The organism is Soehngenia sp., assembly GCF_055108775.1.
Window position 1 is genome coordinate 1 of sequence record NZ_JBSQIL010000015.1, and the last position, 13,897, is coordinate 13,897.

Below are 13,897 nucleotides of genomic sequence, written 5' to 3' on the forward strand. Positions count from 1 at the left end.
TTTCATATTTAGTTTACAGAGCCTGTTATTATTTCTTCTTTCCTTTTAAAAAATTCAATCTTTCTTTTATGACTGATTCATAACCCAAATCAGTAGGTTTATAGTAGATTTTGCCAGAGAGATTAGCTGGTAAATAATCTTGTTCGACATAATGATTTTCATAGTTATGCGGATATTTATAGTTAACTCCACGTCCTAAGGCTTTTGCTCCCGAATAACTAGAATCCTTTAAATAAATAGGTATTTCAAACGAATCACTATTCCTTATATCTTCTAATGCTGAATCTATCGCTAAATATGAACTATTGCTTTTTGGAGCACAAGCAACATATATTGCTGCCTGTGACAGAATAATCCTTCCTTCCGGCATTCCTATGGCATCTACTGCATAAAATGCATTTGTGGCTATAACAATAGCATTAGGATCTGCATTACCAACATCTTCAGATGCAGCAATTATAATCCTTCTTGCAATAAATTTAGGGTCTTCTCCAGCATTTAGCATTTTTGCTAGATAATATACAGTAGCATCAGGATCTGAACCTCTCATACTCTTTATAAAAGCAGAAATAGTGTCATAGTGTTCATCTGACCCTTTATCATATTTAAAAGATTTTATTTGAATTGAATTTTTTATATCCTCTATAGATATATATCTTATTCCATCATCACCTGGGTCAGTTGACAAAACCCCTATTTCTAATGAATTTAACAAAACCCTAGCATCTCCATCAGCAACAGTGATTAAGTATTCTTTGGCTTCTTTATCAATATCGACTTTAAAACTTCCTAAACCGAACTCTTTATCTTCTAAAGCTCTATTTAACAATACATCCAAATCGTCTCTATTTAAAGGCTTCAATTCCAATACCATCATTCTAGATAATAGAGCTTTATTTATTTCAAAATAAGGATTTTCAGTAGTCGCACCTATAAGAATTATAATTCCTTTTTCTACAAAAGGCAATAAAGCATCTTGTTGTGATTTATTAAATCTATGAATTTCGTCTATAAATAGGATTGTCCTTTTATTGTTAAGCTTCAGAGCTTCTTCTGCTTTATTCATTATATCTCTAATTTCTTTTACCCCTGAGGTTACAGCAGAGAGTTTTTCAAAATTCATATTGGTCGAATTAGCAATAACCATTGCTAATGTAGTTTTACCTGTACCTGGAGGTCCATAAAAAATCATCGAAGTTATCCTATCCGCTTTTATTGCTCTTGTCAAAAACTTCCCTTCCCCAATTATATGACTTTGTCCAACAAAATTTTCTATATTGCTTGGTCTTAGCCTATCTGCTAGTGGGGCATTCTTTCTTAAAAAATTATCCATAGACATTGAAAATAAATCCATAATTTCACCAACTAAATTTTAATTATATTATTATATCATAAAATGACATATAGTTAAATTTATTAATATATTCTATCATTGTGGTAATCTTTTGTGTATAATAAGGATTAGATATAGTTGTTATATCATAAAATTATTATACAAGGAGATGTTACCCTTGAATATTTTGGTCTGTTTAGACTCAAATTATATCAATCCATTGAAAGTTATGCTTTATTCTTTGTTTTATAACAATGAAGAAAATACTTTTAAGATTTATTTAATGCATTCTAGAATACCTGACATTGAGCTTGAAGAATTGAATAATTATATTGTAAAAAATTGGCCTAATAATTCATTAATTCCCATTAAAATACCTAATGATGATTTTAAAAACGCACCAGTTTTGTCATATTACAGTGAGGAAATGTATTATCGTCTTTTTGCACATAAATACCTTCCTCAAGAAATGGAAAGAATTCTTTACTTAGATCCTGATATATTGGTAATAAATAAGATAAATGAATTATATAATGTTGATTTTGAAAATAACCTTTTTGCTGCTTGCTATCATAATAAAATTTTCATAAAGGGAATCAATAGAATAAGGCTACTAAATTATCAAATAGAAGAATATTACAACTCTGGTGTTTTAATGATGAATCTCAATTTGCAAAGAAAAAGAATAAACGAAGATGAAATATATAATTTTATAGAAAAGAATAAAGCTGTATTAGTATTGCCTGATCAAGATGTTTTAAATTCTTTATATTCTAAAAATATCAAAAATATGGATGAAACTCTATATAACTATGATACTAGATTTTACTCTTATTATAAGTTCTTAAGCAAAGGCAAGGTTGACATGGATTATATATTTGATAAAACTGTAATACTCCACTTTTGCGGTAAAAAGAAACCCTGGAAAAAGCCGTATAGTGGTGAATTCTATTCATTGTATAAGCATTACCAAAAACAAGTAGAAAAGCTAGAAAATAGAAATCAGAGGTGACTAGAATGAAGATAAATAGTGTCATTAAATTTTTTATATTGTTTATTTTCCCAATTTTAATGGCATTCGGTTGTGTAAATGATGATTTGGAAAATGAAGAAACCAATAAACCTATTGATGAAACTAAAGAAATCGTATATTCACAAGAAAAAGTAAATGTGTCTGAACTAACTTTATTAGACTCATTTATTTACGATTTTGATAAAGATGAAGTAGATGAAGAAATTTCTCTATATACATCTGCTCAAAAAGACAGTAATGGAGAAATAATGTGGGATGATGGTCAAATATTCAAGCTTATCGTCCATGATGAGAATAAAGATTATGTTATTTTTGACGAATATGTTCAATTAGGTAAAGTTGACTATTATGTATACATTGAAAATGAAATATTCACCATAACCGTTTTAAGCCCTAGAACAGCTAGCTTTACTGTAACAGATTATTTTTATGACGAAACCTCAAATGGTTTTATAAAAGAAAAAGTCATAGAAAAAATTTCAGATGTGAATATGCTAAAAAAATAGGGGATAAATATCCCCTATATTATAATTTTTTCGATATATTCTGATGTCATTGCTCTTAACATGCTTACATAATGAAGATTAAATGCTACTATATCCCCTACACTATAATTTATCTTTGAATCTGAGCCATCTATAATAGTATGATCAGAACTTCCTCCTAGTATTATTAAATCTTTGTCCAATGGATAAATACTGTCTAAATCTATATCTTGCTTGCCAACTGCACAAATAATTCTCTTTCTTATTCCTCTGTCAACAAAAGTAGGAACATTTCCAAAAGCATCTCTACCAATTTCTTCTGTTGGAACAGATGGTTTTTCTTTTATTTCGATTATTTCTGCTTCTAATTGAAATGCTGAGCTATCAGTCCCGTCAATATGTCTACCATATGCTGATTCTGTCCCAAATATTATTGATTCTCCCAATCTTAAATTGTTAATTTGATCAGGGATCTCACCTGTACCTAATAAATGTACTGTACTTGAATTGCCTCCTGATAACATTTCTAGCTTTATTTCAAATTTTTCTTCTATTTCATCTTTATAATCTACTAGTCTTTGCAGTATATGTTTTTTAGGTATAACTCCACCATAGCAAGTTAGGTTAACTCCTAATCCGTAAAGAGTGATATTATTTAATTTTAGTATTTCTTCAACGGCATCAAATAATTCATCTTTCTTAAAATAGCCTTCCCTCAAATCACCTAAATCTACCATAAGGATAATTTTGTGAACTTTTCCAAGACTTTCACTGACTTCGTTTAGTGCGTAAATAGTATCTAACTCAGAATTTAATGATATGTCTGAGTACTCTACTGTTTCTTTAACTTGAGATATCATAGGTAAACGAAGCATCATTTTAGGAATATTAAAATGTGCTATCTTTTTTAAATTTTCTATCCTAGAATCAGCTAGAAAATCAACTCCCCCATCAATATATGCTTTTACAATTTCTGGATAAGCACAAAACCCTTTGGTAACTCCAGCTATAGTTATTCCTTCTTTTTTTGCTAATGAAACCAAAGTTGATACATTTGACTCAATTTTCTTTGTATCAATAATAACTCTTGGATAAGACACATTTATTCCCCTTTCATATTTATGCCTAGACTTTCACAAAGTAATTTCAAAGCTGCCTCAGGATAGCGATATGACATAACTCCAAGAGATGCCATTATATAATAATTGTCAATTAAAATCTGGACATCTGGATTTGGCAATAATTCCATTCCACTATTATTATGTGGAATATTCTTTAATATTTCTAACCTACCTGGCAACCTCGTTAAAGCTCCTCCAGTTCCTATAATATATTTAACACTCGTTAAGTCTTTGCCTTCTGCGAAGGTCATCTTGCCAGAAGGTCCATATAAATATTTCAAAACACCTGCATGGCGTTTTACCGCAGTTACACAAGCATACTCTGTCAACAATTCAATAAGTTTAATTTCATCTTGATTTTCTGGTATTGGTTTAATATTATTAATCAAATTTTCTAATATTTCATAAGATACCCCTAATTTCTTAGCTAAAACTTCTTTGCCTATTCCTTCAATTATATTTTTAGCATTTATATATACACCTAAGTCGCCTTCAACTGTTCTCTTAGCTTTAGGTTCAGGGCTGATAAGCATTCGATTGATTTCTTCGCTTCCATCAGTTACAGAATGAACATCAGTAGTTGCCCCTCCAACATCGATAGCAACAAGATCTCCTATTTGTTCATATAGTAACTCACAGGCTTTCATAACTGCTCCAGGAGTTGGTACTATGTTTCCATTTACCATTTCTCTAATCTTTGTCATTCCCGGTGCATGGATTATATGTTTTTCAAAAACTTGTTGTATTATTTTTCTAGTTGGCTCTACATTTAATTGATCAATCTCTGGATAAACATTTTCTACTATATACAGTTCTGTTTTTGTGTCTTTAAATATTTCCTTTATTTCATCATGATTTTCTATATTTCCTGCATATATTACTGGTATATCTAAGTTTAAGCTTGCTATCAATTCACTGTTGTAAAGAGCTGTGTCCCTTTCTCCGTAATCAACGCCACCTGCTATCAATATTATATTGGGTTTTATTTCTTCAATCTTTTTTAAGTCGGATTTTCTCAATCTACCTGATGTAATATATTTTATATTCGCTCCTGCTCCTAAAGCAGCTTCTTTTGCAGCACGTACTGTCATGTCATAGACCAATCCATGTACAGTCATTTTTAGTCCGCCTGCTGCAGAACTTGTTGCGATGAGTTCATTGTATTTAAGTTCTGAAATACCATTATTTCGTTTAAAATCCTCAATGGCACCCTTTAAGCCAATGTTTACATCGCCTTCTAATACTGAGGTAGGAGCTTGCCCCTGTCCAAGAAAAACAGGGGCTACTTTTATATTGTCAAATGCATTCACTACAGTTGTGGTGCTTCCTATTTCAGCAACTAATAAATCAATTTTCATTTTCCATCTCACGTCTTTTCTTGACAAGGAATGTAGCAACATGAGAACCTTTTGTTCCTCTTCCAAATCCTGCATCCATTCCATTTTTTACTGCCATTTCATTGGACACTTGAGTTCCACCAGCAACAATTATCAACTTGTCTCTAACTCCTTTTTCAATAGCATAATCATTTAGCTTCTTCATGTTCTTGTAGTGAATATCATCATGGGAGATAATTGTCGAGACTAAAATTGCATCTGCATTTAATTCTATTGCTGCATCAACCAATTTTTCTACTGGAACAGAAGTCCCTAAAATGTGGCACTCAATGCCATATTTTTCTATTCCTCCATGTTTGATATCAATTATTTCTCTTAATCCAACTGAATGCTCATCCTCTCCAACTGTAGCTGCAACAACTTTCATTGGTTTTTTAGATATCTCAGCTCTTATTTCATCTTCACTCATTTCCTCTGGCTTTGGAGGAATGACTAATTTAGATATATCTATTGTAAAATCAACTCTTCCTTTTAACTCAATTCTAGTTCCTTCTGCTTGTTGCATTACTTCCCTATGAATAACTTCACAATCTTTTAAATTTAAATTTTTCCCAATTTCTAGTGCTGCAAATTCAGCAGTGCGGATATCAGTTGGCAAAAACATAGTTAGTAAAACTACTCCATCTCCAAGCCATTCCATTTCAGGCTTAATGAGATTAGTATTCAACAAGTCTTTAACTTCTTCTAACCTTACATTGACATTGTCTGTTTCATCAAGTTCATCAATAAATATGATTTTTTCAGGTTTTTCAAATGTAGAACCATCAATTAATAAGGAAGGATTATCAACATATTCTTGCCCATATTGTTCTAGATTGTTATATCCAAAGTGAGCAGTTACAGGTGCCATGTATTCCTTATCTCTTTCAAATACTGTTCCTACACCAACCCCTCCATCTATTTTTCTGACAATCCCATCACCATTTCTTTCAGGATAATATCCAGAGTCTACAAAGAAACCTTCCTCAACAGCTTTAAAGTATCCACCTATTTCTAATATTTCTTCCATAAATAAAACGGCTCTTTCTTTAAGTTCTCTAACTTTTGTAGATAGATATTCGCCTTCTCTATCTACCTTTATCATTTTCATCAATCCATCCATTCCGTTGAAAGCTTGCTTAGCTGTGTCAACAGCCTCAATATTAAAGATATGCCAAGGTACATTTCTACCTTCATCTGGTGTTATTGTGGATTGAATATCTGCTGAAGTAAGTTCTGAAATCAATAAATTTAGCACATGTGTTACAGTAGCTTCTCTAGTAGATGATTCCATATACTTTGTGTTCATTTGAGCTCTCATTCTGTATTCTTTAAATAGCTCTCTCAAAGCTATTGCATAAGGCAAATCCAATCTCATACAAGGCGCTGGTGGTGCAGTTGGAGGAACAGTTGACAAGCATATATTTGACTTTTTCATGCCTATTTTTACAGAATACATTGAGTTTAAAGCATGCTGCACCATTAATTCAGGCATTACTTTCCAAGCTTCTCTTGCCGTTGCATTTGCATTATGAGCACCATCAATTTGTGCTATATCAGCCCAAGTCATAACTTTTTTTGCTTCTGCTGCATCAACAAATGATCTCACCATGTTTATATTTCTATATAATACATTGTATTGAGGATCTTGATGAGCTCCATTAACTCCTTCTTCTGCAAACATAACAGCAATTTCTGGTCCTGCTACTCCTGATACATATGAGTGATAATTAATTGGTCTTCCAACTTCCTCTTCAATTAAATCTAAAGCTTTTCTCTGGGCTCTTACCTGTTTTCTACTAATTGGTATACCGCCGACACCTTGTGGTGTGCCTTCAATCAAGCTTTCAAAGTGAGATTGTCCAGCAGTACGGATTACCATTATATGATCTGCACCATGCCATGCAGCCATTCTCATTCTTCTTATATCATCTTCAAAACGACCTGATGCTATTTCTGTAGTTATGACTGGAGCAGGTTGTGGATCGATATTATCAAAATACTTTGCTGCTGGAAGAGGTTGACTTTGTACTAAGTTTTCTGATGTTTCATAATAGTCAAATTTACCTATTTTCCTAACTTCTCCAACTCCTTCTCTCCAATGCCAGCCTCTTCTTTTAGGTCTATAATTCTCTAAATCCTTTAAAATCTCTTTTATGTTTAATTTTTCATTTGGTTTAAGTTCCATTAATTTGCACCTCCATTAAATAGAGGTTTTACCTCATCCCATGAATTTGAATCTATTAATTTTAATCCCGCTTCTCTTATTCCTAAGCCTTTATGTTTTGAATATTTATATACAATATTTCCCACACCTTTTCCAATAAGGCCTCTATCTATCGCATTTTCAACAATACTTTTTGCTTCTATGCTTGAAAATCCCATTCTTAACAATACACTTCTTTCTATCGAAGGTGTTGTGTGATTATATGCTAAATCAACTAATGGATCAACTATTTTTTCTGCTAATTCCCAAAAATAGGCTTCTAGTTCTGATTCTGACATATTCGCTAAATGTTTTCTTCTCTCTTCAAAGTCATCTTCTCTTCTCATTTTTCCACTACCTTTCTACGTTAACATTTAGTTCTCTTAGTACATTAATAACATATTCTATGCTTGATTTAGTATCTTGGGCTAAAAATTCTATATCACTTTTAGTTACATTTTCAACTTTATAATTGGCAATACAATTTTTAATATAAGATTTCTTGATCTTGTCTAAATCTACTTCTGTAATCTGCATATAGCTAGGATCTTTAGGCAATACTATGTTTTTACCAGGAATTTCTTCTTTTGGATCCCCAATTATTAGTTCAATGCCATTTTCTTTAGCAAATGTCAATTGAGGCAAAATGTGTTTTCCCGCGCCTGTGTATTCGGTCTCTTGAACTACTATTATCTTATCTTCGTCAAGCTCTTGAGCTAAACTGAATGCAGCAGCCAACGCAGTATTCCCAGCCGGACCCCTTTCAAGACCTTCAATTTGTGCTAATAATTCAGTCATATAGAAAACAGAACCTTGATTTACAGTTACATATCTATCCATATATCTTAGTGGTCTTGCTGCAGATCTAGGTACATCAGATCGATCTGGCCAAGTTGCAAATGGTATGCCAAAACCTGTATGCCCTGTGGTAAATGATTTTTTATTAAATTGAGTGTCACTTGCCATATGGAGACCCTCTAAATTAACACTAGCACCTACAATTTTTGTATCATAAGCACCTGCTTTGATTAAACCTCTAGCTGTACCTGTTACATTTCCGCCACCTGCATTTGTTATTACTACAACATCAGGATCTTTTCCCTCTCTTTGTCTAAAATCCATAGATATTTCATAACCTAACGTTTCTACACCAGCTATTCCAAATGGCGTATATAAAGATGCATTGAAATATCCAGTTTCTTCTAACAAAGCTAAAAATGAGTAAAAGAGTTCTGGGCCAACTGACAACTGAACAACCTCTGCACCATATGCCTCACAAGCTCTAGCCTTTTCAATTATTTCAGGTTGTCCAACTCCTTTTGAATCATAACATTCCTGTACTATAATACATTTTAGTCCTCTCATAGCAGCTTGTGATGCAACAGCTGCTCCATAATTACCTGATGTTGCAGCAATTACCCCTTTATATCCAAGCTTTTGTGCATGATATACAGATGTAGCAGCACGCCTTGCTTTAAAAGAACCAGAAGGATTGCAAGCCTCATCTTTAATGAAAATTCTTGCTCCTTTTCCAGGCTCGGAAAATTTTCTAGCTAATTTAGTAATATTTTTTAATTCATATAAAGGTGTAGACCCTACTGAAGTTTGCTTTTGAATTTCTTCTATTTCTTGAAGAGAATAACCAGTTTCTTTCATCATTCTCTCATAATCAAAAGCAATTGAACCCGATTCAAAAATACTATAATCAATTCCTACTGATTTTTTCATTATCTCACTTTTTCTAGACATCACTTCTTCATAGCTATTACTCATTTTCTTCACCTTCTTCCAGCAATTCTCTAGCTTGTCTTCCGATATATAATATTTCTGGCACACATTTTCCAAAGTCATGTCCCCAATAAGGATTTACTTCTTTAAGTGTTCCTGTTACTTTCCTCCCTATATATGTTTCAATCTCTACTTCTTCTCCAATATTTGCTTCTTCATTTAGTAAAAATCCCTTATCCCACATTTCAAGGGGAACATTTCTAGTATCTTCAGGCAAATTTGAGGACCTTTGTTCTGGTGTTAGAATTATTTTATGAATTCTGACCCAATCTCCTTTTTTTGCATCCATTTGTATCTTCCTTTCACATATCATTCTTAGTCTTCTTTTATCATTTCTCTCATATCTCCCATGATTGCTCTTGGAACTGGCAAATCTATCATTGTTTTTAAACCAGGAGTAGCATTAATGACATGTGGAATCATATTCACGCACATTGCTATTGTACCAATACCACCAGGAATCTCTGGAACTATAGACATATTAATATCTGGAGTACCTTTTATAGTAATATAATCACCAGTTTGAACTCCTCCTAATTGAGGTTCTATTTGCTGAGGATGTAGCATCTCAATTTTTAATTCTCCATCAACATATCCATAACCCTTCATCTCACAACCAGCAACATCTCCAGGCTGAACTTCTGCATATGGAGATTTTCTATATACATCACTTACTATTGGAGCTCTGTATTGTTCAATTTCCTTAGATAATTTCCATCCTAATGCATCAGCTATCATATTAATGGATTCAGGAAAACCAACATGTCCTACTAATGTATTTTCCTCAAGTCTTCTGTTAAATTCTTCTAAACTTATTCCAACTCCTTGCTCTTTCATTACTGAAGGCCCGAATGGAGATAACGAATTAATTCTTTCTGCTTTTATGCTCTCTACATCCATACAAGCTCCTGTTAAAGTAATTACTAATAAATCCATAATTAATCCAGGATTTATTCCTGTGCCTAAAACTGATACCCCATTTTCTTTAGCGATTCTATCAATTTCTTTAGCCAATTCAGGTTCTTGTGCATATGGATATGCCATTTCTTCTGCTGTGGAAACAACATTTATCTTTTTTTCTAATATAAATTTGATTTTATCAAATGTCTTTCTTGTAAATGAATCAGTAGCAACTATAACAACATCTGCAGCTTTTTCAGTAATAACATCTTGATATTCTCCGATTATTACGTCTTTTCTGTCTCCTCTCTCTACATCTAAATAATCATACATGCTTTTCCCAACTTTTTCTCCTCTTCCTACTACCCCTACAATTTCTACTCCTTTTTTATTAAGTATCATTTCTGCCATACCTTTTCCCATTGAACCTAAACCCCAAATTATTACTTTAACGTTTTCCTTTCTCATAAGACACCTCCGAAAATTTTTATACAATATATATTTATGCAAATTTCATGCCATTAATTTAAACAAAATATTTAGATTATTAAGCCTTAAATAAAGGTTTAATATAAAAATAGAAAAAAATAATGCAAAATATTTTGCGTTTAGTGCAAATTATTTTGCATTATTTTATATTTTTTTATTTTTGCTTGTAACGTTTGTCGCTTTATACCCAGATAATTAGCAGTATTTGTTATATTAAAATTATTTCTTTTTAATGCTTCATTAATTATTCTTTGTTCTATGGAATCCATAAAATCGGGTAAAGCTTGATTGTCTAAATTGTTAAAAACGATATTATCTGTAGTATTATTTATAAAATTTGAGGTAACAAAATCTTCTCTATTTAATGCTTTGTCTTCAATTGAAACCATATTAATGGCTCCTTCAATAAAGTTCTCAAGTTCTCTAACGTTCCCGGGCCAATGATATTTTTTAAAATCACTTAATACATCATTAGAAACTCTGTTAATATTTTTGTTTAATATTCTGTTGTATTTAGTTATAAAATAGTATGTTAATAATTCAATGTCATCTAGTCTTTCTCTTAAAGGAGGAATGTTTATGTTAATTACATTTAGTCTATAATACAGATCTTTTCTTAATGTTCCCTTATTTATGCTCTCTAAAGGATTTTCATTTGTGGTAGCAATTATCCTAACATCTATAGGAATATCTTTTATTCCTCCCACTCTCCTTATGTAACCTTCTTGAAGCACCCTTAGAAGCTTTGCCTGAAGTGTTAGGCTCATAGAATTTATCTCATCTAGTAATAAAGTTCCACCATTAGCTTGTTCAAATATACCTTCTCGTTCTATAGCCCCAGTAAATCCACCTTTTTCTGTGCCAAACAATATTCCTTCTAGTAAAGAATCTGGAATTGCTGCACAATTTTGAGCAATAAATGTTTTGTCTTTTCTAATCCCATTGTAATGAATGCTTTGTGCAAACATTTCTTTTCCAGTTCCTGTTTCGCCATATATCAAAACACTAGAAGGTGATTGGCAAGCTTTTTCTGCGATCTTTTTTGCTGAAATTAATTTTTCATTTTGACCGATTATGTTATTTAAGCTATATTTTCTTATCAATGGTTTGATATTGCTGTTATCTCTTTTTAATACACTCTGTAGTTCTAATAATTGGTCTGAGAGAATTTTTGTATTTGTTAGATCTTGAGCTAATTCAACAGCTCCAATTATTTTTCTATTGTTTATTAAAGGCAATGTAGTACTAATTGTAGTTATAGAATGTCCTTTAAAATTTAAATAGGTTTGAGTGCTGTTTAAAATAGGTTCGCCTAGCTTTAATACTCTAATCAACGTCGAGGTTTCTTCATTTAAACTAGGAAAAATCTCAAATAAGTCCTTGCCAATTACTTGTTCAATCTCTAAACCTTCAAGATGAGCCATAGTTGAATTATAAACTATAGTTTTTCTGTTATTATCAATAGCATGAATTCCTATATTCCCATACTGCAAAATATTTTGCAGTAAAATAGAATCCATTATATTAGTCATGGTACCACCCAATCTATTCATTATCATCTAACAACTTTTTTAGCTCATCCAAAAATGAATTCACATCTTTAAATTGTCTATAAACTGATGCAAACCTCACATAAGAAACTTCATCGACATCTTTCAACTCTTTCATTACCATTTCCCCAATGTCTGTTGATTTTATCTCTTTCTCAAGAGAATTAAATATTGTTTTCTCAATCTCATCAACTATTTTTTCAATTACATTCATTGGTACAGGTCTCTTTTCACAGGCTTTAATTATCCCATTCATAAGCTTATTTCTGTCATATGCTTGTCTATTTCCATCTCTTTTTACTACCATGACAGGAACTTCTTCAATCTTCTCATAGGTAGTAAATCTTTTGCCACATCTTATGCATTCTCTTCTCCTTCGTATAGATTGCCCCTCGTCTGTTGGTCGAGTATCTACGACTTTAGATTCAGGAAAATCACAATATGGACATTTCATAAGTCCCTCCATCAAAGAAATCAAAATATAAATAAATTTTATCTATTTGTTTCTATCCCTACGTCTTAAAAAGATTGGAACGTCTAAATCTTCTAGATTTATTGTTTCGACTCTTTCGCCATTATCTTGAGCCTTATTTGAATTGAATAGATTGCCGCCTTTAGAGATAGTAGATTTGTTTATTATACGTTCATTTTGAAAACCTGTAGCTATAACTGTTATTTTTATTTCGTCGTTCATACTTTCATCAATTCCAGCTCCAAATATTATATTGGCATCTGGATCTACTGATTGTCTTATTATATCAGCTGCTTCGTTTACTTCAAATATGCCTAAATCTCTACTGCCTGTTATATTTAACAATACAGATTTTGCACCCTCTATTGAAGTTTCCAATAAAGGACTAGTTATTGCTTGCTTAGCAGCTTCTTGTGCCCTATTATCTCCTTTTGCAATGCCTATACCCATATGAGCAATCCCTTTGTCATACATTATTGTCTTTACGTCTGCAAAATCAAGATTTATTAGATTTGGTACAGAAATCAAATCAGAAATCCCTTGAATCCCTTGTTTAAGAACCTCATCAGCCATCATAAACGCATCAGCCATAGATGTTTTTTTATCTGAGATTTGAAGAAGTCTATCGTTTGGGATAGTAACTAATGTGTCCACTATATTTTTTAATTCTTCTATCCCTTTTTCAGCTTGAGTCAACCTTTTCTTGCCTTCAAATGTAAATGGTTTAGTCACAACCCCAACAGTCAAGATCCCTAACTCCTTAGCTATTTGCGCAACTATTGGTGCAGCACCGGTCCCAGTACCTCCACCCATTCCCGCAGTAATAAACACCATATCTGCGCCTTTTAAAGATTCAAGAATATCATTTCTATTTTCCTCTGCAGCCTTTGCTCCTATTTCAGGATTAGCACCAGCGCCCAATCCTTTAGTTATTTTTTCTCCTAATTGAATTTTTATTTCTGCTCTTGAGGAATATAGGGCTTGTTTATCCGTATTTAAAGCAATAAACTCTATACCTCTAACTCCTGATTCAATCATTCGATTGACTGCATTATTACCGCCTCCACCTACACCTAAAACCTTAATTTTCGCAAATTGTTCTACATCAACATCAAAATCGAACATACCTTTTCCCCCATTCATA

Annotated in this window: 13 protein-coding genes; 2 read left to right on the forward strand and 11 right to left on the reverse strand. The window is 32.3% G+C overall.

Going from position 1 to position 13,897, the window contains the following annotated elements; translation table 11 throughout:
- Positions 1-28: 28 nt before the first annotated feature.
- Positions 29-1,354, reverse strand: coding sequence for a replication-associated recombination protein A (locus tag ACTB1H_RS03415; RefSeq protein WP_463261433.1), 1,326 nt, complete (start codon positions 1,352-1,354; stop codon positions 29-31).
- Between the two features lie 157 nt (positions 1,355-1,511).
- Between ACTB1H_RS03415 and ACTB1H_RS03420 the strand changes: the two genes are divergently transcribed.
- Complete coding sequence (locus ACTB1H_RS03420; protein ID WP_463261434.1) at positions 1,512-2,345, forward strand: glycosyltransferase family 8 protein; 834 nt, start codon at positions 1,512-1,514, stop codon at positions 2,343-2,345.
- Positions 2,346-2,350: 5 nt separating this feature from the next.
- Positions 2,351-2,872 (forward strand): hypothetical protein, encoded by a 522-nt coding sequence (locus ACTB1H_RS03425; protein ID WP_463261435.1) that lies wholly within the window; start codon positions 2,351-2,353, stop codon positions 2,870-2,872.
- A 14-nt stretch (positions 2,873-2,886) separates the two neighbouring features.
- On the opposite strand, the gene orr is transcribed toward ACTB1H_RS03425, so the two are convergent.
- From orr to ftsZ, 10 genes are all read right to left on the reverse strand, one after another.
- The gene (gene orr, locus ACTB1H_RS03430; RefSeq protein ID WP_463261436.1) at positions 2,887-3,951 is read right to left on the reverse strand and encodes an ornithine racemase Orr; all 1,065 of its coding nucleotides are present in this window, start codon (positions 3,949-3,951) and stop codon (positions 2,887-2,889) included.
- Between the two features lie 2 nt (positions 3,952-3,953).
- Positions 3,954-5,330 carry a GlmL-related ornithine degradation protein gene (locus ACTB1H_RS03435; RefSeq protein WP_463261437.1) on the reverse strand — a complete coding sequence of 459 codons (1,377 nt, stop codon included), beginning with the start codon at positions 5,328-5,330 and terminating at the stop codon, positions 3,954-3,956.
- Entirely contained in the window at positions 5,320-7,536 is a 2,217-nt protein-coding gene (oraE, locus tag ACTB1H_RS03440; protein WP_463261438.1) for a D-ornithine 4,5-aminomutase subunit OraE, read from the reverse strand. The genes ACTB1H_RS03435 and oraE overlap by 11 nt, the downstream gene beginning before the upstream one ends.
- On the reverse strand, positions 7,536-7,901 hold the full coding sequence (locus ACTB1H_RS03445) for an ornithine aminomutase subunit alpha (protein ID WP_463261439.1): 366 nt from the start codon (positions 7,899-7,901) through the stop codon (positions 7,536-7,538). Before ACTB1H_RS03445 ends, oraE begins: the two co-directional genes overlap by 1 nt.
- 7 nt (positions 7,902-7,908) lie before the next feature.
- A complete protein-coding gene (gene ortB / locus ACTB1H_RS03450; RefSeq protein WP_463261440.1) occupies positions 7,909-9,327 on the reverse strand; it encodes a 2-amino-4-oxopentanoate thiolase subunit OrtB in 1,419 nt (472 codons plus the stop codon).
- Positions 9,320-9,631, reverse strand: coding sequence for a 2-amino-4-oxopentanoate thiolase subunit OrtA (ortA, locus tag ACTB1H_RS03455; RefSeq protein WP_463261441.1), 312 nt, complete (start codon positions 9,629-9,631; stop codon positions 9,320-9,322). The genes ortB and ortA overlap by 8 nt, the downstream gene beginning before the upstream one ends.
- 26 nt (positions 9,632-9,657) lie before the next feature.
- Complete coding sequence (gene ord, locus ACTB1H_RS03460; RefSeq protein WP_463261442.1) at positions 9,658-10,710, reverse strand: 2,4-diaminopentanoate dehydrogenase; 1,053 nt, start codon at positions 10,708-10,710, stop codon at positions 9,658-9,660.
- Positions 10,711-10,850: 140 nt separating this feature from the next.
- Positions 10,851-12,263 (reverse strand): sigma-54 interaction domain-containing protein, encoded by a 1,413-nt coding sequence (locus ACTB1H_RS03465; protein WP_463261443.1) that lies wholly within the window; start codon positions 12,261-12,263, stop codon positions 10,851-10,853.
- A gap of 13 nt (positions 12,264-12,276) precedes the next feature.
- Positions 12,277-12,735: a transcriptional regulator NrdR gene (gene nrdR, locus ACTB1H_RS03470; RefSeq protein ID WP_463261444.1), complete on the reverse strand. Its 459-nt coding sequence runs from the start codon at positions 12,733-12,735 to the stop codon at positions 12,277-12,279.
- A 42-nt stretch (positions 12,736-12,777) separates the two neighbouring features.
- Positions 12,778-13,878 (reverse strand): cell division protein FtsZ, encoded by a 1,101-nt coding sequence (ftsZ, locus tag ACTB1H_RS03475; RefSeq protein ID WP_463261445.1) that lies wholly within the window; start codon positions 13,876-13,878, stop codon positions 12,778-12,780.
- Positions 13,879-13,897: the final 19 nt, after the last annotated feature.